Source organism: Ramlibacter sp. (assembly GCF_035554825.1).
Classification (GTDB): domain Bacteria; phylum Pseudomonadota; class Gammaproteobacteria; order Burkholderiales; family Burkholderiaceae_C; genus Ramlibacter.
The window spans coordinates 17,469-42,795 of record NZ_DATMHS010000082.1 but is presented as its reverse complement, the minus strand read 5'-3'; the positions used below and the strand labels follow the sequence as shown (position 1 = coordinate 42,795).

The window sequence follows — 25,327 nt, the reverse complement described above, 5'->3', positions numbered from 1 at the left end:
AGGAAGAACAGGATGTTCGCGTGGGCAAAGCCTTCCTGCAGCTGCATTGCCGTGGCGTCCTGCTCGACATAGTCGATCTTGCGGCCGTACTGCGCATCGAGCTTGCTCCTGGCGTGCGTCAGCTCGTTCTTGATGATGTCGGCGATCACGACCTTGTTCGCGCCCGAGCCCACGGCCGCTTCCACGGTGCGGGGGATCACGTTGCCGAAGGCGCAGGAGGTGATCAGGATCTTCTTGCCCTTCAGGTTGGTGGCGCGCAGGCCCGCCACGATCCGGGAGACCAGCCGGTGGTACTGGAACAGCAGGATGGCCGAGATGATCGGCTGGAAGTCCACCAGCTTGATCAGCCGCATGTTCGAGTAGATCGGGTACACGTGCGAGTCGGCGCTGCGCTGGCCGGCCAGCCCGCGCACGATCAGCGTGCCGCGGGTGGTCACGAAGAAGAACAGGGCGGTCGCGGCCAGTGCCAGGACCAGCCCGATGAATGCGTTGGTGGTGAACGTGCTCATCGCTGCGTCCCCTGGTTCTGGACCCGCGCTGCGGGCCGGTTGGTGCTGCTCATGATCTTCCTTTCGATGCTGTTCTTGCTGTTCGTCGAAGCTGCCGCGAACCCCGGTGCGACGCCTGCGGCGTGGTGGCGTGCGGCCCGAAACTGTGGTTGCGGCATGGGAAGTACTGTGCCGTGACGGCGCGCCGCGCGACATCGGCGCGCCACTGAATGTTGCGGTGGGAAGAGTCCCATTTGCCGGCCTCAGACTGCCGAGCCCGGCTAGGAATCGTCCGAGCCCCGGCCGATCGGCTGGCGCGGCAGCCTGGCACGGCGTGCTAGTGGCAGGTCGCTTCGCGTGCCACGACCAGCACGCAGGCCGGCCCGTCCGATTCCGAGCAGTCCAGCCGCTGGACGACGCGGACCGGCACCGGCTGGCGGGTGCGGCCATCGACCAGGAAATGACGCTCCAGAATCTCGTCGCGTTGGGGCACGCGCTCCTCGGTCGACTCGGGCTGCAATTTGAGCAGCGAGTCGCGCGCCGACGGGTGCAGCACCCAATGCACCGTGGTCCACGCCGCATCGGTGGTTGCTGCACTCTGACTGAAGTCTGTGATTCGCGAACTCATGGGAGCAACGCATAGCGCCCGGCGACCGCGACCTTGCGCTGCAACAAGGGCGCGCCCGATTTCAGCGCCAGCGTGCTCTTGTTCTTAGATGAGTTTGCGGGAAGTTCAAGGAATTTCTCGCGCCCCTTGCCGAGCCGCAGGCCGTGGCACGCCCGTCAGCCCGCCGGCTTCGGGTCGCGCGCCGGGTCGGGCTCGACCGGCGGCGTCTCTGCTTCGGCAATCAGCCCTTCCCGGGGCTTGGCCGCCAGCGACTTCGCCAGGAATGGAAGGATGCTCGCGCTGCCGCCGCCGGTGCGTCGCCCCGGCGGTGGGATGGTCGGATCGTCTTCCCAATCGCGTTCGGACATTCGGTGATTTTCCTCCAAACACGGCCGTTCGGTGCACCTTCTGCGGCTCGACCGTGGCCGGTGGAACCATCCAGCGCAAGAGCGCGGCGGGCGCGCCCGGGCCTACCGCCGCTTGGTCGCAGTTCCTACACGTCGCCGGCCAGCCGCTGTGGATGATGCGGCCCAGCGCCCACGGCGGCGCGAATCGTGTCCCCGGGGGCACCCAGCAAATGGCAGCCTCTTGCGAAACCACCACCGACGGCTGCGCCGTGCGCAGGCGCGGCCTGGTGACGCTCGGCCTGGCCGCGCTTGCGCTGCTGGCGCTGCCCCCGGCCGCGGTGGCCGCTGGCCAGCACGCGCCCGGCACCAAGGGGCGCCGCAGCCGCAAGCAGGTCGGCAAGGCCTCCATTTACTCGCGCAAGTTCGCCGGGCGCACCATGGCGGACGGAACCCGGATGTCGCCCCACGACGACAACGCGGCGAGCAGGACGCTGCCGCTGGGCACGCCGGCCAGGGTCACCAACCTGGAGACCGGCCAGAGCACGGTGGTCACCATCCAGGATCGGGGGCCGCATGTGTCCGGCCGCATCATCGATCTCTCGCCGCGGACGGCGCGCGAGATCGGCCTGACGCAGCGGCAGGGCGTGGCGCAGGTCGAGGTGACGCCGATCGGCCCGCCCAGGTCCGATCGCCGGGATCGCGGCCCCTGACGCGCACGGTGGCCTGGGGCAGCGGCGTTCAGTCGCGGGGCGGTGCGTCCCGCTGGCCGCGCAGCAGCTCGCGCAGCGGCGGCTCGGACTGCCGGTGCAGCACCTGGACGCTGCGCCAGCGCACGACGCCCCCGCCTTCGAGCCGCTGCTCGCCGGCCGCGTCGACCGACCAGCCATCCGCGCGCCATTGCTCGACGCGCTCGGCGAGGTCGCACGGACCCAGTTGCTGCAGCAGCGCCGCCGCCTGCTCGGCCTCCTGCTCGCTGTGCGTGTCCACCACGACCACGCTGCTGCCGCGGCGCACTGCTTCGGCATAGGTGGCTGCGTGCGACCGATGCTGGGTGCGTCCCAGCAGGCGGTCGAAGAAGTGGTCCAGCGCCGACATGGCATGCGGTCCCACCGCCACCTCGCGCTCGGGACTGGCGAGGGCGCGGCTGCTGAGGCGGTCGTCGGCCTGGTCCGCCGCCGCCGAGCCGTGCAGGTGCACGTCGTCGCGCGCGAAACCTTCCTGGACGAGCCGCTCGACCGCACGTCGCGCCGCCTCGCGGTCGTCAAAGGCACTGAGCACCGTATGCATGTGTTTTCTCCCTGGTTGAGTTCGCGGGGAACGCCGCCCGCCGGCGGTCATCCCACCACACTCTAGATCAGCCGGGCGACGCGTGGGGCCGCGGCCGCACCAGGCTCGGCGGCACGGCATTCGACACTTGGCCACTGACGGCGCCATCGGCCCGCGTCGCGGGCGGGCCGCGGCACCGCGGCAGTTGCGATGGGTCAACCCCGGCGCGATGCGGCGACCTAGGCTGCAATCATGATTTCGCCCGTGGTCCCGCGGACGGCTGCCTGTCGCGCCCGGGCGGCCGTCGCACTCGCAGCCGCCTGGCTGCTGCCGGGGTGCGTCGCCCCGCCCCCGCCGCGGCCGGGCGAAGCCGTCGCGGTGCCGCCGCAATGGGCCCAGCCGCTGCCGCCGCAGGGCGCGGGACCGATCGCCGGCTGGTGGTCCGTGTTCGGCGACCCGATGCTCGTGCAATTGGTCGAGGCGGCGCAACAAGCGAACACGGACATCGGCGTGGCTGCGGCGAACCTGCGGCAGGCCCGCGCCGCCCGCGACGTGGCCGCCGCCGATCGGTGGCCCGGCGTGTCGGTGTCGGCCGCCGCCCGTCGCAGCCGGGCCGCGGGCGGCGATGGCGCCACCCGGTTCGACGCCGGCTTCGACGCGGCGTGGGAAGCCGACGTCTTCGGCGCGACCGCCCGCGGCGTCGCGGCGCAGCAGGCCCTGGTGCGATCGAGCGCGGCGACGCTCGCGTCGGTCCAGGTTTCGGTGGCGGCCGAAGTCGCGCTCGCCTATGTCGACCTGCGCGGCGCGCAGGTCCGCACCGCCGTCGCGCTGGAGAATCTGGCGAGCCAGGAAGAAACGCTGCAGATCAGCCGCTGGCGATTGCAGGCGGGCCTGGCCAGTTCGCTGGAGGTCGAGCAGGCGGTCGGCGCGGTGGAGCAGACCCGGGCGCAGGTGCCGGTGCTGCGGGCCGCCGCTGCTCGGTCCGCCCATGCCCTGGCGCTGCTGACCGGCCAGCCGCCGGCTGCCTTGCTGGAGCGCCTCGCGCCGGCCGGGGCACTGCCGCAGCCCGAGCGCGGCCTGGCGGTGGCGATTCCGGCGGCGGTGCTGCGCCAGCGCCCGGACGTGCTCGCGGCCGAGCAGCAGCTGCGGGCGGCTGCCGAACGGGTGGCGCAGGCCGACGCCCGGCGCCGGCCCAGCGTCAACCTGGCGGCGTCGCTCTCGTGGAGCGGCGTGACCCTGGGTGGGCTCGGCAGCGCCGGCGCGGCCCGCCTGCTGCTCGCTTCGATCGCCCAGCCGCTGTTCGACGCGGGCCGGCTCGACGCGCAACTGGCCGCGCAGCGCGCCGACTACGAGGCGGCGTCGCAGCGTTATCGCGCCAGCGTGCTGGGCGCCTTGCGCGAGGTGGAGGATGCCCTGGCGGGCCTGGCGGCGGCCCGCGAGCGCGCGGTCTCGCTGCAGCGGGCGCTGGAGGCGGCGCGCAACGCGGCGCTGCTCGCCACGCAGCGCCATGCGAGCGGCCTGATCGATTTCCAGACCGTGCTGGAGACGCAGCGCACGCTGCTCAACGTGCAGGACGGCGTCGCCGGCGCGCAGGCCGAACTCGCGGCCGACCATGTGCGCCTGTACAAGGCGCTCGGCGGCGGCTGGCGTGCGGTCCCGCCGGAGCAGCCATCGTGAACCGGACCGATCCGCCCCTGCACGCGGTGCTCGGCGACGCTGCCTTGCGGCCGCGGTGGCGCCGGCTGGCCGCCTGGCTGGTGCTGGTGGGGATCGTGCTCGCGCTGGCGGGCGGCTGGTGGTGGTTCGACGCCGGCACGTCGCAGTCCCAACCGCGCTTCGTGACCGAGCCGGTGGTGCGCGGCAATTTGGTGGTGAAGGTGACGGCCAACGGCACCTTGCAGCCCACCAACAAGGTCGAGATCGGCAGCGAGCTCTCGGGCACGGTGGCGCGGGTGCTGGTGGACGTCAACGACCGGGTGGCCAAGGGACAGACGCTCGCCGAGCTCGATACCAGCAAGCTGCGCGACCAGGTGGCGCGCTCGCGCGCCGGGCTCGAGGTGGCGCGGGCGAACGTGCGGCAGGCCCAGGCGACGGTGCAGGAGGCCAGCGGCAACCTGCAGCGGCTGCAGGAGGTGGCGCGCCTGTCCGGCGGCAAGGTGCCGTCGCAGGCGGAGCTGGCGTCGGCCCAGGCCGCGCTGGCGCGCGCGCAGTCGGGCGTCGCGAGCGCCGCGGCCGGCGTCGCCGATGCGCGGGCGGCGGCCAGCGCCGACCAGACCAACCTGCGCAAGGCCTCGATCCGCTCGCCGATCGACGGCGTCGTGCTCTCCCGTTCGGTGGACCCGGGCAATGCGGTCGCCGCCTCGCTGCAGGCGGTCACGCTGTTCACCCTGGCCGAGGACCTCACGCGCATGAAGCTGGCGGTGAACGTCGACGAGGCCGACGTCGGGCTGGTCGGCGACGGCCAGCAAGCCACCTTCACGGTGAGCGCCTATCCCAGCCGCAACTACCCGGCGACCATCACCCGCGTGAGCTACGGCTCCACCACCAAGGACAACGTGGTGACCTACGTCGCGGAGCTGCAGGTGGACAACAAGGACCTGACCTTGCGGCCCGGCATGAGCGCCACCGCGTCCATCTTGGCGACCGAACGCAAGGACGTGCTGCTGGTGCCCAACGCCGCGCTGCGCTTCGCGCCGGAAGCCGCGGCGCAAGCGCCGGCGCCGAGCGGGCTGGTGACCAAGCTGATGCCGCGCCCGCCCAGGGACGGCGCGCGCAAGGCGCGCACGACCACCGCTGCCGCGCGCCGGGTGTGGGTCCTGGAGGACGGCAGCGCGCGCGCCGTGGCCGTGGTGCCCGGGGTGTCGGACGGCCGGCTCACCGAGGTGGCGAGCGACACGCTCCAGCCCGGCATGGCGGTGATCATCGACCAGGCGGGCGGGAGCGCGAAGTGAATGCCGCGGCGGCGCCCCTGATCCAGCTGCGCGGCGTGAGCCGTGTCTACGGCGCGGGCCAGGCGGCGGTGTACGCACTGCGCGACGTCGACCTGCAGATCGCCCGCGGCGAGTTCGTCGCGATCATGGGGCCCAGCGGCTCGGGCAAGTCCACCGCGATGAACATGATCGGCTGCCTGGATACGCCGACCAGCGGCGAGTACCTGTTCGAGGGCCTGCCGGTCCACCGCATGACGCGCAACCAGCGCGCGCTGCTGCGGCGGCACCAGCTGGGGTTCGTTTTCCAGGGGTTCAACCTGCTGCCGCGCACCTCGGCCCAGGAGAACGTGGAGCTGCCTTTGCTGTATCGCGGCGCCGACGCCGCGGCGCGGCGCGAGCGGGCCTTCCAAGCCCTGGCGTCGGTGGGCCTGGCCGGCTGGGAGCACCACACGCCATCCGAGCTGTCGGGCGGCCAGCAGCAGCGGGTGGCGATCGCGCGGGCCCTGGTGACCGATCCCACGGTGTTGCTGGCCGACGAACCCACCGGCAACCTGGACAGCCAGCGCGGGCGCGAGATCATGGAACTGCTGCGGGCGCTGAACACCGGCCGCGGCATCACCATCGTGATGGTGACGCACGAGCCCGACATGGCCGCCTACGCGGCGCGCACCGTGCGCTTCGTCGACGGCCGCATCGCCAGCGACAGCCGCAGCCCGGCGGTCGCGCCGGCGGCGCGGGCCGGGCAGGCTGCCTGACATGTGGTGGAACACCTTCCTGCTGTCGCTGCGGGAGATCCGCCGCAACCTGATGCGCTCGTTCCTCACGGTGCTGGGCATCGTGATCGGGGTGGCGGCCGTGATCACGATGGTGACGCTGGGCAACGGCGCCACCAAGGCCGTCTCCGACCAGATCTCCAGCCTGGGCAGCAACCTGCTGATGATCCGGCCCGGCCAGCGCCTCGGGCCGGTCGGGGACGCGGCCGGCGCGCAGCCGTTCAAGGAAGCCGATGCGCAGGCCGTCGCCGTGCAGGTGGGCGGCATCCGCACGGTGGCCCCGGCCCAGAATGCCGGCGTGACGGCCGTCTACGGCGCGCGCAACTGGTCGACGCGCGTGACGGGCAGCACCAACGCCTACTTCGAGACCAACAACTGGCGGCTCGCCGATGGCCGCATCTTCACCGAGGCGGAGGAGCGCAGCGGCGCGGCCGTGTGCCTGATCGGTGCGACGGTGCGGCGCGAGCTGTTCGGCCCGCAGGATCCGGTCGGCGAGCAGGTGCGGGTCAAGCAGTTCTCCTGCCAGGTGATCGGCGTGCTGGCGTCCAAGGGCCAGGCCGCGATGGGGCAGGACCAGGACGACACCGTGGTGCTGCCGCTGCACACCGTGCAGCGCCGGCTGACGGGAAACCAGAACGTCGGCACGCTGCTGGTCTCGGTGCAGGATGGCGCGGACGCCGAGCGCGTCAAGCGCGGCATCCGCGAGCTGCTGCGCGAGCGCCGCAAGCTCAGCGAGAACGACGAGGACAACTTCAACGTGATGGACACCCGCCAGATCGCGGAGACCCTGTCCGGCACCACCCGCGTGATGACGACGCTGCTCGGGGCCGTGGCCGCCGTCAGCCTGCTGGTCGGCGGCATCGGGATCATGAACATCATGCTGGTGAGCGTGACCGAACGCACGCGCGAGATCGGGGTGCGGCTGGCGATCGGTGCGCTCGAGCGCGAGGTGCTGCTGCAGTTCCTGATCGAAGCGGTGGTGCTGGCCTGCGTTGGCGGGCTGGTCGGCGTGCTGCTGGCCACCGGCGCGTCCGTGCTGCTGGCGCGGGTGATGGCGGTGCCGTATCTGTTCGATCCCGGCATCAACCTGCTGTCGTTCGGCTTCTCGGCCGCGATCGGGGTCGTGTTCGGCTACTTCCCGGCACGCCGCGCCGCGCGCCTCGATCCGATCGAGGCGTTGCGGCACGAGTGAGCGGCGAGGGTGCTCAGCCCGTGATGATCAGTTCGTTGTTGACCGACTTCACGCCTTCGATCCGGCGCGCGGTTTCCTCGGCCTTCTTGCGCAGGGCGAAGGTCTTGACCTCGCCGCGCAGCCGCACGGCGCCTTGCGTCGTGTCCACGTTGATCTTGAGCGCGCTCAGCTCCGGGTCGGCCGCCAGGGCCGCCTTCAGCTTGGTGCCGATGGTGACGTCGTCGACCGCCTGCCCGACCGTCCGGTGCTCCCCCGGCCCGCCGCCCATCGTCCCGCAGGCGGCCAGGCTCGCGGCAACCATGGTCGCCAGCAGCAGTTTCTTCATCATTGTGGTGTTCCTCGACAGATGTTGTGGTGCGGCGAAATGTAAACCGACACGGCGCCGACACGCGTAGGACTGGTTTGACAGGGAGGCGAAGTTGTCACGGTTGGGTACTACTGATGCGCATGTATCCAACCGTACGGGAAACGGCTGTGGCATTCTTGCTGTGCTTCGCCTTCCGCGCCGCTGCTCCTCCATGAACCTCGTCGTCGCCTCCCGTCATAACGACCGCCACGTCCGTTTCGACGTGGAGGGGCGCTGGGCCAACGGCGATGCGCTCAAGCTGGCCTACATGGTCAAGGCGGCGGTGGCGCGCATGCGCCAGGATCAGGTGCTGATCGACCTGCGCCGGGTGGCGACGCCGCCCGGCGTCGACGGCAAGTTCCTGATCTGCGACCGGCTGCGCCGGGCGCTGGCACCGACGATCCGCGTCGGCGTGGTCGCCACGCCCGAACTGGTGGACGACGACCTGCCGGGCGTGCTGTCGCAGTGCGCGGACATCGCGCTCTTTGCCGCCGAGCCCGAAGCCGTGCGCTGGCTCACCCATAAGCAGGTCGCCCGCGCCAAAGAAAAAATCCCTCGGCCGTGAAGCCGAGGGATCGAAGAGCCGGGGGAAGAAACTTGAAGAAAACCCGGCCACTGCGTTGGAGTCTGCCTCCGGCGCCGGGTTCCCGGCAAGCGGTTTTTCACTGCAAATTTTCTGGCGGAACTTCGCGCGCCTTGCGACGGTCCAGCAGTGTCGCGAACGATCGCATGTCGACGACCGGCACCAGCGCAGCTTGAACCGTTGCGCGCGCGCGGCGGGCATCGCGGCCGAGCTGCGTGAATATGTCACGTGCCAGCTGTCGACCACGATTTTGATACCCATGGACGTAGCCCGTGGACTCTTGATTCTGTAGGATTGCACTGACACAGGAGAGCTCTGCCCGGCACTTCGCCAGCCGGGTGGCGGTCGAACAAGAAGACATTGCAGCGGCGATCCCGATCGGGTTGGTCCCGATCTCCGAAACAACCACGGATGCGTTGCCAGGACGTGTCCACCATGCGAGTCACCAAGGACTGTATGTCTGATCTGTCGGCCAGCCCGCAACCCACTCCCGAATCGATCCGATCCGAAGACGACCCGCGCAGCCTGTGGCTGCTCGTGAAGAAGGGCGCCGCCCGCGTGCAGGACTGGTTCACCATCCAGTCGCTCGCGGTCCGCGTGATGGTCGTCGCCGTGGCGGTGATGATTCCGGCCCTCGGCCTGTACTCGCTCGCGCTGATGCACAAGCAGGCCGCGGTCGCCCAGGAACTCAGGACGATGACGGCGGGCCAGGCCGCCGCCGCCCCGGCGCCGTTCAACACCAGCCTGCCGGTCGTGTTCGGCACCGGCTCGGTGCTCGGCTTCCTCGAGTCGCAACCGGTGGAGCGGATCACGGTGATCTACAAGCCGCTGCTGTGGAACATCTCCGAGCGCTTCGTGCTGATCGAGTCGCAGGGCAAGCAGTACGCCTATTACCCCAGCGACATGGAAACCAAGATCTTCGCCGACAAGGCGGTGACGGCCGGCTGGGGCGGCAAGCTGAATTTCGTGCCGCGCGCGGATCTCGACCGTTCCAGCATCGAGATGCTGGAGCGCCTCGACCAGCGCTTTGCCGGCGCCCGCCCGCAGTCCGAGAAGGACGGCTGGAAAGCCGGCGTGAGCGGCGTGCTGTCGGCCGCGCTCACGGTGGGACTGCTCGGCTTCCTGGCGTTCCAGTTGAAGGGCCAGTTCAAGTCGCTCAAGTTCCTCGAGCCGGGCCAGGTGCACGGCAGCATCGGCGACCTGGTCGGCATGGACGACATCAAGAGCGAAGTCGCGCAGATCAAGGACCAGTACCAGCGCCGCGCCGAATACGCCGAGTACGGCATCAGCAAGCCGTTCAACGTGATGTTCAGCGGCCCGGCCGGCACCGGCAAGACCAAGCTCGCGAGCTACCTGGCCAAGGAGCTGAACCTGCCGATCCTGTTCCATTCGGCGGCCAACCTCGAGACCGGCTATGTGGCCGGCGGCTCCAACACGCTGGCGCGCATCGCCGCGATGGCCAAGCGCCGCAAGCGCTGCATCGTGTTCCTGGACGAGGCGCAGGACCTGTTCATGAAGCGCGGCGGCCACCGCAAGTTCGACGACGACACGCAGAACTCGCTGCTGGCGATCCTGGACGGGGTGCGCAGCAAGAGCGAGGCCGAGATCATCTGGATCGTGGCCAGCAACTTCAACAGCGAGTCCATGCAGATGGACGAGGCGATGCTGCGCCGCTTCCAGATGAAGGTGGACTTCCGCCTGCCCAACAAGGAAGAGCGGCTGGCGATCGTCAGGCACTACCTGTCGCAACGGGCCGAAAAGGTGCTGCCCGAGCTCGACCTGCGCCATCTGGTGGAAGTGACGGAAGGCCGCAGCCCGGCCGACCTCGAAACCATCGTCAACCAGGCCGGCATCACCGCCGTGCAGGCCGGCGACATGATCGGCGCCGACACGCTGATGCACGCCGCCGAGCGGGTGCTGGTGGGCAACGTGAACGCCAACACCACCAAGGAGCGCGAACGCGATCGCCGCATCATCGCGATCCACGAGTGGGGCCACTTCCTGGTCGACTTCGAGCGCGAGCGCAAGCAGGCGAACAACGACTGGGAACGGATCCTGGCCGAGATGAAGACGATCAAGATTTCGCTCAAGGCGAATCCGCGCAACAACGCGCTCGGCTTCGTGTTCCACAAGCAGGGCGCCAACCTGCTCAAGACCAAGGGCGACATCGAGCACGACGTGCGCGTGCTGCTCGGCGGCATGGCCAACGAGGAGCTGTTCTTCGGGGAAGACGGCACCACCAACGGCGCCCACAACGACATCACGCGGGTGACCAAGCTGCTGCACCATGCCGTGGCCGAGATGGGCATGTACCGCAAGACGCGCCTGAACTTCGGCGCGCTGTCCAACGACGGGCAGGGCGGCGGCCGCCACGTCGACGAGGAGACCCGCGGCATCATGGAAGCGCAGAGCGAACGCCTGTACGGCGAGACCAGGGCGCTGCTGTCGCGGATGAAGCCGCTGACCGAGCACCTGGCGGGCAAGCTGATGGAGAAGGGCGAGATGGACCTGCGCGAAGCGCTGTTCGAGATCCGCAGCTTCGAGGCGGCGTGCCACGAGTTCAGCAGCCGCGCCGGCCTGGCGAACGCATAGCCGGCGAAAGCGCACGGCCGGCCGCGCGGCGGCGACTGGCGCGGCGCAGCAGCCGCAGGCAAGGAGGATCGGGGCACCGGTCCTCCTTTTGTTTTATGTGCGGTCCGGTGCGGCGGCCTGATGCGCGCCTGGGTCCGGCGGCTCCCCTGTTCACGGCGTAGGCCGCGCCGAGCCTGCCGCTCATCGGTTGTCCTACAGGGCGCCGGCTCCTTTGGTCACGCCCGTCTCATGCGTTCTCCGGCGCGGCCTCCGCGCGCGGCTGCCTACGCTGGGGGCCGGGACAAGAACAGGAGATCAGCCATGCCGGAAGACAAGACGAAGCACCAGGCCGACGAACTCGTCATCAGCCTGGAGCACGAGTGGGAACGGCGCAACTGGACCAACTGGCTGCATTGCAGCGAGCCCGAGTTGCGGCACGCGGTGGAGTCGGTGGGGCCGGATCCGGACAATGTCCGGCGGTTTCTGCGGCAGGCCCGGTAGGGCGGCGGCCGCCGGCGCGCGAGCAGGGGGCGTGCCCCCGCAGCGAGCGTTACTTGCTGGCCGGCTTGGCCGGCTTCGCGGCGCCGGATGCCGCCGGCGGCTTGGCCGTCGAGGGGGTCACACCCAGGCGCTTGGCCACGGTTTCTTCCAGCGCGCGCACCTTCGGTTCGACCGTCGAGCGCGTGTCGGCGACCAGCTTGTCGGCCAGCACCTTGTGCATGTCGTCGCCCATGGCCTGGAAGCGGCGATAGATCGGCGATTCGACGATCGAGGCCAGCTGTTTCAGTTCGTCTTCGCTGAACTTTTCTTCCAGCATGGCGCCGATGCTGGCCGGGGCGATGGCCACGGCGCGCTGCTGCACCGGCGGCACCGTGCTTTCCAGGTACTTCTGGACGTCGGCCTGGATTTCCTTGGCCAGCCCCTCCTGCTTTTCCTTCGGCACCCGGGCCTGCAGCACGTTGCCGGCGCCGCCGAGCACGTCCAGCGCGGGTTGTTCGACCAGCGATCGGGCGATGCTCTCGATGCCGGGCTGCTGCTGCTTCAGGATGCGCGCGACCAGGTCTTTCTTGGCCGGCGAGGACGGAGCGGGTGCCTGCGCATGCGCGGCAAAGGCGAGGCCCAGTGTGAGGGCGAGGATCGAATGTTTGAGCATCCGGCCATCTTACCTGCGTGCTGAAGAGCCCGCCCGACCGCGGCGCCGGGCTCCGGGTGCCGGCCTCGCGGGCCAGCGGCCCGCCAAGTCAGCTTGGTGCCGACGGCCCCGGCGCCGGCGCGAGACGCTTGACATCCAGCGACTGCATGGCGCTCACGGCCGCCTCCCAGCGGCCCTCGGCACAGAGCCCGGCGATGCCCGCGTCTTCGTACGCGGCCAGCGCCGCTTCGATACAGGCCTGGCGCACGGCCTCCAGCAACTGGGGATCGGTCATGGCCCGATTGTCGGCGCAAAGGCGGCGATCGCCGGCGGCTGGCCCTGGCAGGGGCACGGATTCGAACGCGGTCGCCCCATGGTGCGACCACCGGTGCCGCGAGGCCGGGCCACGCTCGCGCCGTCAGTAGCGGCGCGGATCGTTCGGTCGGGCATCGCGCCGGTTCGGCACGCCGTCGCCGTCGCGGTCGCGGTCGTAGCGGTCGGCGATGCCGTCACCGTCGCGATCCCGCCAGGCCGAGCCGCGGCGATGGCCATACGCCGGCGCGGGCTGGACCGTGTACGGGACGCCGTTGCCGTAGTACACCGGTCCGCTGGAGTACGGGACCCCATACGCGCCGTAGGCTCCGTAGGCACCATTGGCGCCGTAGGAGGGGTCGCCGCCATAGACGGCGCAACCGGACAGGCCGGCCGCCGCCAGCAGCGCAATCAGCAATTTCATCTCGTTCTCCTGAAGGGCCGGGGAGCCCATGGGAGCGATTCGATGCCCGCGCCGTGTCGCCGGCATGTCCCCTGGATGCACCTTGGTGTCGCTGGGTGACCAGGTGTGTCAGCCGCCCTGATGCGGCCGCTTGCCGGGGTTCTTCTTGCTGCGGGTGGCGACGCCGCGCTCGAGGCTGATGCGCTGCCCGCCGCCGCTGCGCCGCGGGGTGTAGCCCTCGGTCGCCGGCGGCGCCGGCGAACGCTTGCGATCGGCTTCGGTCACGATCTTGTTGCCCATCAAATGCTCCCTGAGTGGATTTGGAAAGCGGTATTGCGCCACAGCGGCGCGGCGCCCCTTGTAGGACAAGCGTGACGATCGGGTGGCCGCTCACGGGCAGTTCACGAGCCCGCCCTGCACGCTGCAGACGCCGCCCGGTCCGACCAGCAGGGGCCCCATCTGGTTGAGTCGCCGGCCCTGGCTGTCCCAGCAGCCGCCGGGATCGCAGGTGGTGACGACGGTGGGACGCGGGATGACCGGCGGCGGCGCGGCGACCGCCGGCGGCGGCGTTTCGCGCATGGCGGCTGCGGCGGTCGGCGGCACGACGAGCGCCGGTTCCGGCGCGCCGGCGCGCTGCGGCCGGCCGCTGGCCCGGCCCAGGCACAGGTCGGCGGCGCGGCGGCGGGCCTGTTCCAGGCGCGGGTCCGGTTTCGGGCCAAGCTGGACCAGCAGCGCCTCCAGTTCGCCACGGGCGGCCAGACACTTGGGCGTGAGCATGGGATCGGCGTCGGCGGCGCCGGCCAGCAGGGGGGCGAGCGCCGCCAGCAGGCAGCTCCAGGCGCGGTTCATGGCGATTGGAGCGAGCGGCGGCGCGCCAAGTTCTCGCGGCCTCGTCCGACAGCGTGCCGCCGCGGCGCTGCCTACGCTCGACGCATGGCTTCCCGAGCAGACACCAGCCCCAGCCGCGCCATGTCCGGCGAGCACAGCCCCGCGCATTCGATCCCGGCGTCGAGCGACGCCGGCGACAACAGCGCCAGCGAACTGATCGAGGCGCCACTTGCGTCCGACCACAATCCCCTGGACCCGCACGATTTCCGCGACGGCGGCGGCGGTGGCGGGGGCGAAGCGTTCCGCCGGACACCGCGCCCGGGCGCCAGATAGTGCGGCGGCCGCCTGCTGTTCAGGACGGCTTGTTCGCGTCCTTGTCCTTGAGGAATCCGGCCTGGTTGATGTCCGAGCCGGGTTTCGCGCTCCCGGCATCCCTGGCCCGCCCGCCTTCGCGGCGCCGCGGCTGCCCGTCGCGATCGGTTCGCGGTGCGCCGGCGGGGCCCGCGGGCGCCGCCGCGTCGGGCGCGTCCTCGCCCAGGAAGTCGGCGTTGGCGGCAACGGTGGAAAATCGGATCATGGTGGGTCTTTCGGTGCAGCGTGGCCCCGGGGCGCGGCTGCGGTGTTCGGGAGCGGTTCGGCCCACTATGCGCCGACCGTTGCGGCGGCCCTGTAGGACGGCGCCTCAGTGCATGTCCGGCGCCGCGCCGGGCCACCGCGGCGCGCGGCGATGGGCGAAGATCGCCGCATGAAGATCGCCACCTTCAACGTCAACGGCATCAAGACGCGGCTGCCGAACCTGCTGGAATGGCTCGAGCGCGAGCAGCCCGATGTCGCCTGCCTGCAGGAGCTGAAGGGGCTCGATGCCGCCTTCCCCGAGGACGCGCTGCGCGGCGCCGGCTACGAGGCCATCTGGAAGGGGCAGCGTTCCTGGAACGGCGTGGCGATCCTGGCGCGCGGCCACAAGCCCGTGCCGATCCGGCGCGAGCTGCCCGGCGATCCGGCGGACGAACAGTCCCGCTACCTCGAGGCCGCGGTCGACGGCGTCGTGATCGCCTGCCTCTACCTGCCCAACGGCAACCCCCAGCCCGGGCCCAAGTTCGACTACAAGCTGGCCTGGTTCGAGCGGCTGATCGCGCATGCGGCGACGCTGTATGCCTCCGGACACCCGGTGGTGATCGCCGGCGACTACAACGTGGTGCCGACCGATTTCGACATCTACAACCCCCGCTCCTGGCGCAAGGATGCACTGCTGCAGCCGGAAACGCGCGCCTGTTACCAGCGGCTGCTCGACCAGGGCTGGGTCGACGCGATCCGGCACCTGCATCCGGACCAGGCGATCTTCACCTTCTGGGACTACTTCCGCCAGCACTGGGACCGCGATGCGGGCCTGCGCATCGACCACCTCCTGCTGAACGCCGCGGCGCAGCCGGCGCTGGTCGGCGCCGGCGTCGACCGCTGGGTCCGCGGACAGGCGCACGCCAGCGACCATGCGCCGGCCTGGGTCGACCTGGCCGGGGGCCGGCTCGCCCAGGCGCGGCCGGCAGCGCCGGCCAAGCGCCGTCGCACCACCTGAGCGGGCGGCCGGCCGCGCGTAGGCATCCACCTACCGGTGCTGGCTTGAAACCCCGACCCGCCGTCCACGGCCGTTGACGCCACACTGCAGGTTCGGGCCGCCACACCGGGCCGGCCGGCGTCAGGAGGAGTCACATGCCGAAAGTCATCAACGCATTCGACGATCACGAGCGCGCGCAACGCGCCGTGGACCGGCTGGTCGAGGCCGGTTTCTCGCGCGACGAGGTCGCGATCCAGGCGCGGCCCCAGCCTTACCTGTTTCCCGCGAGCCCATCGTCCGGCGCGCCGGCTGACCACCACGGCCAGGGTGTGCTGGCGTCGATCGGCCACGCGATGGCGAGCGTCTTCGGGATGGACACCCCGGACGACGAGACCCAGGCCTACCTGGAGGCGGTGCGGCGCGGTGGCACGGTGGTGGCCGTCCACACGATGAACGACGACGAGACGCGGCGGGCCGCGGCCATGATGCGCGAGCTGGGGGCGATGGACATCCGTGAACGCGCCCGGCAGTGGCGACTCGAAGGCTGGAGCGGCCGCACGCTGCCGGCCCAGGCCGGACGCGCGCCGGCGGCGAACGACGAGGTCGAGCGGATGCGCGCGGCCGACCGCGCCATGGCGGCCGACCAGGCGAGCAGCGAGCGCGCCTGGGGGTTCGAGGGACCGGCGGGGGAACGCGCGGACAAGCCGGGCGGCAGCCAGCGCTGAGCCGTTGGCGCGGCTCGCCGCGTTGCGAGTCCCGTGCGACGCCCGCTCGCGGTGTGTTCCTACAAAACGCGCCCTCGCGCCTCCTTAGCCTCACGCGCAATCGCACTCACCGGCCAGGAAGATGCGCTTTCACTTCATCATGCTGCTCATCGTCGTGCTCGTCTCGCTCGGCATGCACGGCATCGCGACGGCGGCATCGCTCGCGGGCGCCGAAGCGCGCGGGGAGGCGGCGCCAGGCCGTCGGTCACCGGACTGGGCGCCAGTGCTTCGTTGAACGGAGACGGCCCGGCAGACGCCGCCGGCCTTTCACGCGCCCATGAAAAAGGGGCGCCGCGGCGCCCCTGGTCATTGGATTGTGCGATGGATGCCGCGGCACCCGTCCGGTCCACCTCAGCGGTTGCGGCTGCCCTGACCGCCTTGACCGCCCTGGCTGCCTTGGTTGCCCTGGTTGCCCTGGCTGCTGCCGCGCTCGCGCTGGCTCGAGCCCATCTGGTCGTCGTCGAGGTTCGACTGCTGGCCCATGTCGCCACGGCTGGCCTGCCCACGATCCTGCTGCTGCTGGCTGCCGCTGCGCTGCTGCCCGCCCTGCTGGCCGCTTTGCTGGCTGCCCTGTTCGGCCTGACCGCGATCCTGCTGGTTCTGCTGCTGCTGGTTCGAGCCCTGGTTGGACCGGGAGCCCTGATCCTGCTGCTGCGACCCGCGCTGGCTGCCTTGGTTGCCCTGGTTGCCCTGGTTTTGCGCCATCTCTGTCTCTCCTTCGAAGTTGAACACTGCCGTGGCCGCTGGCAGCCACGAAGCCACTCTACGAATCGCCGCGGCAGCCGGTGTCGGACGGCATTCCGGATGCCCTGTAGGAAATGGCCTTGCGCATTTACCGCTCGCGCGCAAAACGCACGGGTGGAAACACGCCGCCCGGCCTCGCAGCCTCAGCCGTTCATGTCGCCGGGTGCTGCCGCATCAGAGGCGCCGGACCCGCGCTGGTGCTGGCGGCCGGCCAGCAGATCGATGAACGCCGCGTTGAAGGCCGGAAGGTCGGCCGGCTTGCGGCTCGACACCCAGTTGCGGTCCACCACCACCGGCTCGTCGCGCCATTGGGCGCCGGCGTTGCGCAGGTCCGCCTCGAGCGTGCGCCAGCTGGTGAGCGTGCGGCCGCGCACCAGGCCGGCCGACACCAGCAGCCACGCTCCATGGCAGATGACCGCGACCGGCTTGCCTTGCCGGTCGATGGCGCGCACGAACTCCTGGGCATGGCGGCTGCTGCGAATCATGTCGGCGTTGCGCACGCCGCCGGGAATCAACACCGCGTCGAACGCCTCGGCCCTCGCCTCGGCGAGCGTGAGGTCGACGTCGAAGTGGTCGGCCGGGTGGTCGTGATGGAAGCCCTGGATGCGGCCGGGGCTCACCGCCAGGATGCGCGTCGCCGCGCCGAGGTCCTCCAGCGCGCGCTTGGGCTCGACCAGCTCGGCCTGTTCAAACCCGTTGCCGACGACGATGGCGACGGCGAGGCCGGCCAGCGGGGCTTGGGACGGTGATGCCTGGTTCATGACCCGGCAGCGTAGGCGCGGCGGGCGGTCAGCGCTGTCGGCCGGTCGGCGCAGCGGGCGTAGGACCGCGCGGCTGCCGCGTCACGGACGGCGCAGCAGTGCCTATGATTGCCTCATGGACGGGAAGAACCCACCGCCCGGCCAACCGCCGGTTCCCAGGCCAGACTGGCGCTTCACCCTCTGGTATCTCGTCTTTGCGCTGATCGCGATCGCCTGGACCCGCGACCTGTGGGTGGCCGGCCGCCGCACCGAACCGGTGGCCTACAGCGAGTTCGTGCAGCAGGTCAAGGATGGCCGCGTCGAGTCGGTCATCGTCGGCAGCAAGGTCATCGAGGGCAAGCTCAAGACGCCGATGCCGGACGGGCGCACCCACATCGTCGCCAACCGGGTCGAGCCGGCGCTGGCCGGCGAACTCATGCAGCCCGGCGTGAAGGTCAGCGGCGCGATCGAGAGCACGTTCCTGAGCGAGATGCTCTCCTGGCTGCTGCCGGCGGTGCTGCTGTTCGCCCTGTGGGGCTGGCTGGCGCAGCGGGTGGCCAAGGGCGGCGCCGGCGGCCTGGGCGGGCTGCTGTCCATCGGCAAGAGCCGCGCCCGCGTCCACCGCGAGAACGAGGTGAAGGTGACCTTCGCCGAAGTGGCCGGGGTCGACGAAGCCAAGGAGGAACTGCGCGAGTCGGTGGAGTTCCTGAAGGACCCCAAGTCGTACGGCCGGCTGGGCGCGCGCATGCCCAAGGGCGTGCTGCTGGTCGGCCCGCCCGGCACCGGCAAGACGCTGCTGGCCCGCGCGGTGGCGGGCGAGGCCGGCGTGCCGTTCTTTTCGATCACCGGCTCCGAGTTCGTCGAGATGTTCGTGGGGGTCGGCGCCGCCCGGGTGCGCGACCTGTTCGAGCAGGCGCGCGCCGCCGCACCCTGCATCATCTTCATCGATGAACTGGATGCGTTGGGCCGGGCCCGCGGCGTCGGGCCGCTGTCGGGCGGCCACGACGAGAAGGAGCAGACGCTCAACCAGCTGCTGGCCGAGATGGACGGCTTCGATGCCAGCACCGGCGTGGTGATCCTGGCGGCCACCAACCGGCCGGAGATCCTCGATCCGGCGCTGATGCGGGCCGGCCGCTTCGACCGGCAGGTGCTGGTCGACCGGCCCGACCGCAGGGGCCGCGTCGACATCCTCAAGGTGCACCTGCCGAAGGTCACGCTGGGCCCGGACGTGGACGTCGAGGCCGTTGCCGCGCTGACCCCGGGTTTCGCCGGCGCCGATCTGGCCAACCTCGTCAACGAAGCGGCGCTGCTGGCGACGCGGCGCGGCGCGGCGGCGGTGACGATGCAGGATTTCACGGCCGCCGTCGAGCGCATCGTTGCCGGCCTCGAAAAACGCAACCGCGTGATGAGCGACGTCGAGCGGCGTACCGTGGCCGTCCACGAGATGGGACACGCGCTGGTGGCGATCGCGCTGCCGGGCACCGACCCGGTGCACAAGATCTCGATCATTCCGCGCGGCATCGGCGCGCTGGGCTACACCTTGCAGCGGCCGACGGAGGATCATTACCTGGTGCGGCGGGCCGGACTGGAAAACCGCATCGCCGTCCTGTTCGGCGGGCGCGCCGCGGAGGCGCTGGTGTTCGGCGAGCTGTCCACCGGGGCGGCGGACGACCTGGCCAAGGCGAGCGAGCTGGCGCTGGACATGGTCACCCGCTTCGGCATGGCCGACGAAGTGGGGCAGGTCACCTACGAGCGGCCGCGCAGCCCCTTCCTCGACGCGCAGGGCCAGTTGCATGCCGAGCGGCCGCACAGCGAAGCGACGGCGCGCGCCATCGACCGCGCCGTGCGGCGCCTCGTCGACCAGGGGTTCGAGCGGGCCACCGCGATCCTGCGTGCGCGCCGCGACCTGCTCGACGAAGGCGCGGCGCTGCTGCTGGCGAAGGAGACGCTGACGGAAACCGAACTCGCGCCGCTGGTCGCCAGGGCCCGCGCGGCCGCCTAGATGTGCACGCCGGCCTTGGCCAGCAGCCACGCCATCGCGGCGTAGGCGCAGGCGGTGGCGGCGCAGGCCAGGGCGAGGGCCGGCCAGAACGGCCAGCCCGCGCGCAGCAGCAGCGGCAGGGCAAGGAACAGCACCAGCGACGGCAGCACCAGCCACAGGATGTTCCGGGACAGCGCGGCGATCTGCTGCGCATCGCCGCCGTCCAGGTGCAGCCACACGAACGCGAGGATCGACGTGAGCGGCAGCGAGGCCAGCGCCGCCGCCCAGAACGAATTGCGCTTGGCGATCTCGGCCACTGCCACGATGACGGCCGCGGAGACGGCGACCTTGACCGCGTACTGCCACATGGCTTCAGTCGCTCACCGCGCCGACACCGCCGCCACCACGGTGGCCAGTCCGAGCAGCAGGTTGAGGGCGACCATCTGGCGGATGCGCAGGAGGTCGGCGCCGGCGGCGGGCCAGTCGGCCGCGGCGCAGTGGTCGCGCAGCTGCGGAAACAGCGCCAGCCAGACGTAGCCGAAGACCGCGATCATGACCAGCCCGATCGTGAACATCGCGTGCCAGCCGGCGGGCGCGTTGGCGAAGCCGACCTGCAGCAGCATGGCCAGCCCGCTGCCGAAGATGGCCGCGACCGCGAGGGCCGCGAGCGGCAGGAAGCGGGCGAACGTGGCCGACCACAGCGGCAGCCGCAGCGGCGGCTGCAGCACCTTGGCCGCGGCCGGGCGCAGGCAGAAGTACGCGAAGAACATGCCCCCGATCCAGGCGATGACGCCCAGCAGGTGCGCAAGCAGCAGCAGTTGTCTCAGCATGCCCCGAGTGTAGGCGGCGGCCGCGAGCGTGCCGGCGGCTCGCCGCTCACGGCCCCGGAATCTCCGCTTCCACCAGCTGCAGCAGCAGCGCCAGCGATTCCTGCCAGCCGAGATGGCACGCCTCGGGCGGGATCACGGCCGGGATGCCTTCCTGCACGATGGTCAGGTCGGTGCCGCAGGAGACCGGCGCCAGCGTCACCGTGGTCTGCATTTCCCCGGGCAGGTTCGGATCGTCGAAGGTGGCGGTGTAGCGCAGCCGCTCGCCGGGCACCAGCTCGAGGTAGCGGCCGCCGAACGAGTGGCTGTGTCCGGTGCTGAAGTTCGTGAACGACATGCCGTAGCTGCCGCCGACCTGGGCCTCCAGGCGGTGCACCTTGCCGGTGAAGCCGTTGGGCGGCAACCATTTGGCCATGGCATCGGGGTCGAGGAAGGCGCGGTAGAGGCGCTGCGGCGTGGCCCGGACCACGCGGTGCAGGCGGACGGTATGGCTGGACATGATGGCTCCCGGTTCGGCGGAGGAAGACGCACTGTCTACACGACGGGCCGCCGTGGTCAAGATCGGCAGTGCCGGGCCCCGGGCAAACCCTGGGCCGGTCCTGCGCGGGGCCGGACGGCCAGCGCGACAGTTTCGCGGCGCAGCGGCACCGAGCACTTCCGTCGCTATGGTTCCCCCTAATGGCCCGGCCGGGTGGCTCCGCTAGATTGCCAAGTTGTCCGACAACTTGCTTTGCAACACCAGGAGACACCGATGTTCATGCGTTCCCGCCGCTGCCTGATGGGCGCCGCCGTGCTGGCGCTGGCCGCCGCCGCGCTGCCAGCCGCCGCCCAGACCTATCCGACGCGCCCGATCACGCTGATCGTTCCGTGGGGCGCCGGCGGCGGCACGGACGCCACCGCCCGGATCATCGGCAGCCTGATGGAGAAGGAGCTCGGCCAACCGGTGAACGTCGTGAACCGCACCGGCGGCAGCGGCGTGGTGGGCCACGCGGCCATCGCCTCGGCGCCGCCCGACGGCTACACCATCGGCCTGGCCACCGTCGAGATCGGCATGATGCACTGGCAGGGGCTGACCGAACTCACCGGCGCGTCGTACACGCCGATCGGCATGGTCAATGCCGACCCCGCCGGCATCCAGGTGCGCGTCGATGCGCCGTACAAGAACGTGAAGGACCTGCTGGCCGCGATCAAGGCGAATCCGGGCAAGTTCAAGGCCTCGGGCACCGGGCAGGGCGGCATCTGGCACCTGGCGATCGCCGGCATGCTGCGCGACCAGAAGATCGACCCGGCCTCGGTGCCCTGGGTGCCCAGCAACGGCGCCGCCCCCGGCCTGCAGGACATGGTCGCCGGGGGCGTCGAGATCGCGCCGGTGTCGCTGCCCGAGGCGCGTTCGCTGATCGACGCCGGCAAGGTCAAGAGCCTGGCCATCATGGACGTCAAGCCGTCGGCGCTGTATCCGAAGGTCCCGACCTTGAAGGCGGAGACCGGCAGCGACTGGACCATGGCGGCCTGGCGCGGCATCGTCGCGCCCAAGGGAATTCCCAACGACATCCGCGACAAGCTCGCCGCCGTGGTCAGGAAGATCGCCACCGGCAAGGAATACAACGACTTCATGGCCAGCCGCGGCTTCGGCGTGGTCTATGCGCCGCCGGAGGAGTTCGGCAAGTTCATGGCGAAGTCCGACGCCGACCTGGGCGCGACGATGAAGGCCGTGGGGCTGGTGAAATAACCGGCCCGTGAAACTCAACGACGCGATTTTCGGGCTGGCGCTGCTGGCCCTGGGTGCGGCCGTCCTGTTCGGCGTGCAGGGCTTTCCCAGGATTCCGGGCCAGCCGGTGGGGCCGGCGCTGTTTCCCGGCATCATCGCCGGCGGCCTGTGCATCGGCGGCGTGGTGCTGCTGGCGCGCGGGCTGCGGGCCCGGGCTCGCGCCGGCCAGCCCTGGCTGGCCTGGGACGACTGGGTGCGCTCGCCGCGCCACGTGGCGGCGCTGGCCGTGCTGATCGGCTCGGTGCTGTTCTACATCGCCGCCGCCGGCGCGCTCGGCTTCCTGCCGACGTCGGCGCTGATCCTGCTGGTGATGTTCACCATGCTGCGGGTGCCGGTGCCGCGGGCGGTGCTGCTCGCCGTCGTGGCGACGCTGGCGATCCACTTCGTCTTCTACAAGCTGCTGCGCGTGCCGCTGCCCTGGGGCGTGTTGACGCCGTATGCCTGGTGAGCGCCGCGCGCGCTTCGACCCCATAAAGGAACCACCGCATGTGGACTGCCGTTGTCCAGGCCTTCGGGATGGTGTTCGAGCCATACACCATCGCGGTGATGGTCGGCGCCTCGCTGTTCGGCCTCTTCGTGGGCGCCGTGCCCGGGCTCACCGCCACCATGGCCACCGCGCTGCTGGTGCCCGTGACGTTCTTCATGCCGCCGATCCCCGCGATCGCGGCGATGGTGACCGCCACCGCCATGGCCATCTTTTCGGGCGACATTCCCGGCTGCCTGTTGCGCATCCCGGGCACCCCGGCGTCCGCCGCCTACACCGACGAGGCCTATGCGATGACGCGCAAGGGCCACGCGGAGCTGGCGCTGGGGGCAGGGCTGGTGTTCTCCGCGGTGGGTGGCCTGTTCGGCACCGCGGTGCTGATCGTCGCCGCGCCGGCGCTGGCGGATTTCGCGCTCAACTTCAGCTCGTTCGAGTACTTCTGGCTGGTGCTGCTGGGCCTGACCTGCGCCGTGTTCATCACCTCGAGCCAGCCGGTCAAGGGCATCGTCACGCTGCTGCTGGGGCTGCTGGTCGCCTGCGTCGGCCTCGGCAATCCGGCCGGCTTCCCGCGCTTCACGTTCGGCAACGCCGAGCTGACGGGCGGCATCGGAATGATCCCGATGATGATCGGCATGTTCGCGATCTCGGAGATCATCCGCTACGTCGTGGACACCAGTCCGCCGGCCGAACTGGTGGTGGAGAAGGTCGGCAACGTGATGGCCGGGCAGTGGACCCTGGCGAAGAAGTACCCGGCGCAGATCCTGCGCGGCAGCGTGCTGGGCACGGCCGTGGGCGCGCTGCCGGGCGCGGGCGCCGACATCGCGGCGTGGATGTCGTACGCGATGAGCAAGAAGTTCTCCAAGGAGCCGCACAAGTTCGGCACCGGCCACGTGGAAGGCATCGTCGAGTCGGGCTCCGCCAACAACAGCGCGCTGGCCGGCGCCTGGATTCCGGCGCTGGTGTTCGGCATTCCGGGCGACTCGATCACGGCGATCGTCATCGGCGTGCTGTACATGAAGAACATGAACCCCGGTCCGACGCTGTTCACGACCAACCCGCAGAACATCTACGCGGTGTTCCTGCTCTTCATCATCGCCAACATCATCATGGTGCCGCTGGGCCTGCTGTGCATCAAGGCGGCCAAGCGCATCCTGCGGGTGCCGCGCAACGTGCTGATGCCGCTGATCCTGCTGTTCTGCATCGTCGGCACCTTCGCCATCAACAACACCGGCTTCGAGGTGGGCGTGATGCTGGCGGCGGGGATCGTGGCCTACGTGCTGGAGGCGAATTCGTTCCCGATCGCGCCGGCCATCCTGGGCGTGGTGCTGGGCGGAATGCTGGAGGAGAACTTCATCACCTCGATGATCAAGTCCAACGGCGATCTCGGCGCCTTCTTCGCGCGGCCGATCGCGCTGGGGCTGGCGGTGCTGACGATGGTGATCTGGTTCGCGCCGCTGGTCCTGCGGGGGCTGCGCGCGGCCCGGGCCCGGCGGCTGGCCACCTAGGCCGGCCGGCGCGCTACGGCCGTGCCGCCGGCAGCGCCACGCCCAGCTTGTCGGCCCACGGTTGCAGCGACGGCATGATCGCCGGATAGAGGGCGACGCCGCGCTCGCGCTGCTGCGCCGCGAGCTTCAGGCCCTGTTCGCCCGGCAGGCGCACGGGTCTGGCGTCGTCGGCGGGCCGGGCCGCGCGGCAGCGCTGCGCCACGGCGCCGGTCTGGCGCATGAATGCATCGAGCCCGGCGAAGGCGCGCGGGTCCATGATCTGCAGGAACACGGTCGCGCCCCAGCCCTCGGGCGGGTCGGCGCGGCCGTGACCCGCGAGGCCGCCGGTCACCGCTTCCACCAGCAGCGACAGGCCGTAGCCCTTGTGCCCAGCGTCGGTGCCGCCCAGGGGCAGGATCGTGCCCTTGGGCTCCCGGAACAGCACCGCCGGATCGTCGCTCGGACGGCCGTGGCCGTCCATGACCCAGGCGGCCGGCAGGCGACGGCCTTCCTGGTGCAGACGGTTCGTCAGGCCGTTGGTGGTGGCGGCGGTCGAGATATCCAGCACCACCGGCAGGTCGGGCGCCGGAATCCCGGCCGAAACCGGGTTGGGCGTGAACACCGGATCGAGGCCGCCGAACGGCGCGACGCTGGCGGCGTTGGGATCGGAGCAGATCAGCAGCATCAGCAGCCCCTGTTCGGTCGCCCGCCGGTGGTAGGCTGCCAGGCACGCGATGTGGTGGCTGCGCCGGATCACCACCGTGCCGGTGCCGCAGCGGCGCGCGCGCTCGGTGGCGAGGTCCATCGCCTGCAGCACCAGCCATGGTCCGGGCAGGCGGCGCCCGTCCCAGGTGACGGCGGCGGGCGCGTCGGCGATCACGGTCGGATGGCCGGCGCGCGTCATCGCGCCGCGCTCGATTTCGCCCAGGTAGGGGGCCAGCAGGGCGAGCCCGTGCGTGCTGTGGCCCATCAGGTCGCCCTCGACCAGGATGGTCGAGACGGCCTGGGCCTTGTCCTCGGGCAGGCCGGCCGCGTGCAGCAGTTGCGAGGCGAAGGCGGCGAGGTCTTCGGCGCGATAGGTGGGTGAGCTCATGGCGGAACTGTAGCGGCTCGCTGGCCGCGAAGCGCGGGGCGCCGCGGGACTGCCCATCAGGCGGGGTCCTACAGGCCGCTGGCGGGACGGACTGCAGGGGCGCGGGGGCCGC

At 70.9% G+C, this 25,327-nt stretch carries 34 protein-coding genes; 16 read left to right on the top strand and 18 right to left on the bottom strand.

The window, feature by feature from the left end; all coding sequences use genetic code 11:
- The 3 genes from VNT59_RS10680 to VNT59_RS10670 form a co-directional block, all read right to left on the bottom strand.
- Positions 1-509: class I SAM-dependent methyltransferase (locus VNT59_RS10680; protein ID WP_325498386.1), on the bottom strand; the 509-nt coding region annotated here is incomplete at its 3' end.
- 316 nt (positions 510-825) lie between these two features.
- Positions 826-1,116: a hypothetical protein gene (locus tag VNT59_RS10675; protein ID WP_325498385.1), complete on the bottom strand. Its 291-nt coding sequence runs from the start codon at positions 1,114-1,116 to the stop codon at positions 826-828.
- A 155-nt stretch (positions 1,117-1,271) separates the two neighbouring features.
- Complete coding sequence (locus VNT59_RS10670; RefSeq protein ID WP_325498384.1) at positions 1,272-1,463, bottom strand: hypothetical protein; 192 nt, start codon at positions 1,461-1,463, stop codon at positions 1,272-1,274.
- A 209-nt stretch (positions 1,464-1,672) separates the two neighbouring features.
- Between VNT59_RS10670 and VNT59_RS10665 the strand changes: the two genes are divergently transcribed.
- On the top strand, positions 1,673-2,152 hold the full coding sequence (locus VNT59_RS10665; protein WP_325498383.1) for a septal ring lytic transglycosylase RlpA family protein: 480 nt from the start codon (positions 1,673-1,675) through the stop codon (positions 2,150-2,152).
- 28 nt (positions 2,153-2,180) lie between these two features.
- Here the strand turns inward: VNT59_RS10665 and VNT59_RS10660 are convergent, their stop codons facing one another.
- Positions 2,181-2,729 (bottom strand): hypothetical protein, encoded by a 549-nt coding sequence (locus VNT59_RS10660; RefSeq protein ID WP_325498382.1) that lies wholly within the window; start codon positions 2,727-2,729, stop codon positions 2,181-2,183.
- Between the two features lie 231 nt (positions 2,730-2,960).
- On the opposite strand from VNT59_RS10660, the gene VNT59_RS10655 reads away from it, so the two are divergent.
- Genes VNT59_RS10655 through VNT59_RS10640 form a run of 4 tightly spaced genes read left to right on the top strand, consistent with a single transcriptional unit; the run spans position 2,961 to position 7,603 of the window.
- Positions 2,961-4,385 (top strand): efflux transporter outer membrane subunit, encoded by a 1,425-nt coding sequence (locus VNT59_RS10655; RefSeq protein WP_325498381.1) that lies wholly within the window; start codon positions 2,961-2,963, stop codon positions 4,383-4,385.
- A complete protein-coding gene (locus VNT59_RS10650; protein WP_325498380.1) occupies positions 4,382-5,659 on the top strand; it encodes an efflux RND transporter periplasmic adaptor subunit in 1,278 nt (425 codons plus the stop codon). The genes VNT59_RS10655 and VNT59_RS10650 overlap by 4 nt, the downstream gene beginning before the upstream one ends.
- Positions 5,656-6,393 carry an ABC transporter ATP-binding protein gene (locus VNT59_RS10645; RefSeq protein WP_325498379.1) on the top strand — a complete coding sequence of 246 codons (738 nt, stop codon included), beginning with the start codon at positions 5,656-5,658 and terminating at the stop codon, positions 6,391-6,393. The genes VNT59_RS10650 and VNT59_RS10645 overlap by 4 nt, the downstream gene beginning before the upstream one ends.
- Before the next feature lies 1 nt (position 6,394).
- Positions 6,395-7,603, top strand: a complete 1,209-nt coding sequence (locus tag VNT59_RS10640; RefSeq protein WP_325498378.1) for an ABC transporter permease — start codon at positions 6,395-6,397, stop codon at positions 7,601-7,603.
- Between the two features lie 13 nt (positions 7,604-7,616).
- On the opposite strand, the gene VNT59_RS10635 is transcribed toward VNT59_RS10640, so the two are convergent.
- On the bottom strand, positions 7,617-7,931 hold the full coding sequence (locus tag VNT59_RS10635) for a BON domain-containing protein (protein ID WP_325498377.1): 315 nt from the start codon (positions 7,929-7,931) through the stop codon (positions 7,617-7,619).
- Between the two features lie 190 nt (positions 7,932-8,121).
- Here VNT59_RS10635 and VNT59_RS10630 point away from each other — a divergent pair, with 190 nt between their 5' ends.
- Entirely contained in the window at positions 8,122-8,514 is a 393-nt protein-coding gene (locus VNT59_RS10630; protein WP_325498376.1) for a hypothetical protein, read from the top strand.
- Positions 8,515-8,611: 97 nt separating this feature from the next.
- Here the strand turns inward: VNT59_RS10630 and VNT59_RS10625 are convergent, their stop codons facing one another.
- On the bottom strand, positions 8,612-8,941 hold the full coding sequence (locus tag VNT59_RS10625; protein WP_325498375.1) for a hypothetical protein: 330 nt from the start codon (positions 8,939-8,941) through the stop codon (positions 8,612-8,614).
- Positions 8,942-8,988: 47 nt separating this feature from the next.
- Here VNT59_RS10625 and VNT59_RS10620 point away from each other — a divergent pair, with 47 nt between their 5' ends.
- Positions 8,989-11,124: an AAA family ATPase gene (locus VNT59_RS10620; protein ID WP_325498374.1), complete on the top strand. Its 2,136-nt coding sequence runs from the start codon at positions 8,989-8,991 to the stop codon at positions 11,122-11,124.
- A gap of 300 nt (positions 11,125-11,424) precedes the next feature.
- On the top strand, positions 11,425-11,604 hold the full coding sequence (locus VNT59_RS10615) for a DUF3606 domain-containing protein (RefSeq protein ID WP_325498373.1): 180 nt from the start codon (positions 11,425-11,427) through the stop codon (positions 11,602-11,604).
- Between the two features lie 49 nt (positions 11,605-11,653).
- Here VNT59_RS10615 and VNT59_RS10610 read toward each other — a convergent pair whose 3' ends face one another.
- The 5 genes from VNT59_RS10610 to VNT59_RS10590 all read right to left on the bottom strand — a co-directional run bounded on the left by VNT59_RS10610 (position 11,654) and on the right by VNT59_RS10590 (position 13,799).
- The gene (locus VNT59_RS10610; protein ID WP_325498372.1) at positions 11,654-12,256 is read right to left on the bottom strand and encodes a hypothetical protein; all 603 of its coding nucleotides are present in this window, start codon (positions 12,254-12,256) and stop codon (positions 11,654-11,656) included.
- An 88-nt stretch (positions 12,257-12,344) separates the two neighbouring features.
- On the bottom strand, positions 12,345-12,530 hold the full coding sequence (locus VNT59_RS10605; RefSeq protein ID WP_325498371.1) for a hypothetical protein: 186 nt from the start codon (positions 12,528-12,530) through the stop codon (positions 12,345-12,347).
- 123 nt (positions 12,531-12,653) lie between these two features.
- Complete coding sequence (locus VNT59_RS10600; protein WP_325498370.1) at positions 12,654-12,971, bottom strand: hypothetical protein; 318 nt, start codon at positions 12,969-12,971, stop codon at positions 12,654-12,656.
- A 108-nt stretch (positions 12,972-13,079) separates the two neighbouring features.
- Complete coding sequence (locus VNT59_RS10595) at positions 13,080-13,250, bottom strand: hypothetical protein (RefSeq protein ID WP_325498369.1); 171 nt, start codon at positions 13,248-13,250, stop codon at positions 13,080-13,082.
- Positions 13,251-13,340: 90 nt separating this feature from the next.
- Entirely contained in the window at positions 13,341-13,799 is a 459-nt protein-coding gene (locus VNT59_RS10590; protein WP_325498368.1) for a hypothetical protein, read from the bottom strand.
- An 84-nt stretch (positions 13,800-13,883) separates the two neighbouring features.
- Between VNT59_RS10590 and VNT59_RS10585 the strand changes: the two genes are divergently transcribed.
- Entirely contained in the window at positions 13,884-14,111 is a 228-nt protein-coding gene (locus VNT59_RS10585) for a hypothetical protein (protein WP_325498367.1), read from the top strand.
- Between the two features lie 19 nt (positions 14,112-14,130).
- On the opposite strand, the gene VNT59_RS10580 is transcribed toward VNT59_RS10585, so the two are convergent.
- Positions 14,131-14,355, bottom strand: coding sequence for a hypothetical protein (locus VNT59_RS10580; protein ID WP_325498366.1), 225 nt, complete (start codon positions 14,353-14,355; stop codon positions 14,131-14,133).
- Between the two features lie 168 nt (positions 14,356-14,523).
- On the opposite strand from VNT59_RS10580, the gene VNT59_RS10575 reads away from it, so the two are divergent.
- From VNT59_RS10575 to VNT59_RS10565, 3 genes are all read left to right on the top strand, one after another.
- A complete protein-coding gene (locus tag VNT59_RS10575; RefSeq protein ID WP_325498365.1) occupies positions 14,524-15,351 on the top strand; it encodes an exodeoxyribonuclease III in 828 nt (275 codons plus the stop codon).
- Positions 15,352-15,485: 134 nt separating this feature from the next.
- Positions 15,486-16,055 carry a hypothetical protein gene (locus VNT59_RS10570; protein WP_325498364.1) on the top strand — a complete coding sequence of 190 codons (570 nt, stop codon included), beginning with the start codon at positions 15,486-15,488 and terminating at the stop codon, positions 16,053-16,055.
- A gap of 139 nt (positions 16,056-16,194) precedes the next feature.
- A complete protein-coding gene (locus VNT59_RS10565; protein WP_325498363.1) occupies positions 16,195-16,329 on the top strand; it encodes a hypothetical protein in 135 nt (44 codons plus the stop codon).
- Between the two features lie 116 nt (positions 16,330-16,445).
- On the opposite strand, the gene VNT59_RS10560 is transcribed toward VNT59_RS10565, so the two are convergent.
- The gene (locus tag VNT59_RS10560; RefSeq protein WP_325498362.1) at positions 16,446-16,799 is read right to left on the bottom strand and encodes a hypothetical protein; all 354 of its coding nucleotides are present in this window, start codon (positions 16,797-16,799) and stop codon (positions 16,446-16,448) included.
- 182 nt (positions 16,800-16,981) lie between these two features.
- Positions 16,982-17,599: a type 1 glutamine amidotransferase domain-containing protein gene (locus tag VNT59_RS10555; RefSeq protein ID WP_325498361.1), complete on the bottom strand. Its 618-nt coding sequence runs from the start codon at positions 17,597-17,599 to the stop codon at positions 16,982-16,984.
- A gap of 115 nt (positions 17,600-17,714) precedes the next feature.
- Between VNT59_RS10555 and ftsH the strand changes: the two genes are divergently transcribed.
- Positions 17,715-19,580, top strand: coding sequence for an ATP-dependent zinc metalloprotease FtsH (gene ftsH / locus VNT59_RS10550; protein ID WP_325498360.1), 1,866 nt, complete (start codon positions 17,715-17,717; stop codon positions 19,578-19,580).
- On the opposite strand, the gene VNT59_RS10545 is transcribed toward ftsH, so the two are convergent.
- Genes VNT59_RS10545 through VNT59_RS10535 form a run of 3 tightly spaced genes read right to left on the bottom strand, consistent with a single transcriptional unit; the run spans position 19,577 to position 20,885 of the window.
- Positions 19,577-19,927 carry a DUF3147 family protein gene (locus tag VNT59_RS10545; RefSeq protein WP_325498359.1) on the bottom strand — a complete coding sequence of 117 codons (351 nt, stop codon included), beginning with the start codon at positions 19,925-19,927 and terminating at the stop codon, positions 19,577-19,579. The genes ftsH and VNT59_RS10545 overlap by 4 nt on opposite strands.
- A gap of 12 nt (positions 19,928-19,939) precedes the next feature.
- Positions 19,940-20,389, bottom strand: coding sequence for a CopD family protein (locus VNT59_RS10540; protein ID WP_325498358.1), 450 nt, complete (start codon positions 20,387-20,389; stop codon positions 19,940-19,942).
- A 46-nt stretch (positions 20,390-20,435) separates the two neighbouring features.
- Complete coding sequence (locus VNT59_RS10535; protein ID WP_325498357.1) at positions 20,436-20,885, bottom strand: SRPBCC family protein; 450 nt, start codon at positions 20,883-20,885, stop codon at positions 20,436-20,438.
- A gap of 258 nt (positions 20,886-21,143) precedes the next feature.
- On the opposite strand from VNT59_RS10535, the gene VNT59_RS10530 reads away from it, so the two are divergent.
- Genes VNT59_RS10530 through VNT59_RS10520 form a run of 3 tightly spaced genes read left to right on the top strand, consistent with a single transcriptional unit; the run spans position 21,144 to position 24,143 of the window.
- Entirely contained in the window at positions 21,144-22,115 is a 972-nt protein-coding gene (locus VNT59_RS10530) for a tripartite tricarboxylate transporter substrate binding protein (RefSeq protein ID WP_325498388.1), read from the top strand.
- Between the two features lie 7 nt (positions 22,116-22,122).
- The gene (locus tag VNT59_RS10525) at positions 22,123-22,602 is read left to right on the top strand and encodes a tripartite tricarboxylate transporter TctB family protein (RefSeq protein WP_325498356.1); all 480 of its coding nucleotides are present in this window, start codon (positions 22,123-22,125) and stop codon (positions 22,600-22,602) included.
- Positions 22,603-22,640: 38 nt separating this feature from the next.
- Positions 22,641-24,143 (top strand): tripartite tricarboxylate transporter permease, encoded by a 1,503-nt coding sequence (locus VNT59_RS10520; protein ID WP_325498355.1) that lies wholly within the window; start codon positions 22,641-22,643, stop codon positions 24,141-24,143.
- A 13-nt stretch (positions 24,144-24,156) separates the two neighbouring features.
- Here the strand turns inward: VNT59_RS10520 and VNT59_RS10515 are convergent, their stop codons facing one another.
- On the bottom strand, positions 24,157-25,215 hold the full coding sequence (locus VNT59_RS10515) for an Ldh family oxidoreductase (protein WP_325498354.1): 1,059 nt from the start codon (positions 25,213-25,215) through the stop codon (positions 24,157-24,159).
- Between the last annotated feature and the right edge of the window lie 112 nt (positions 25,216-25,327).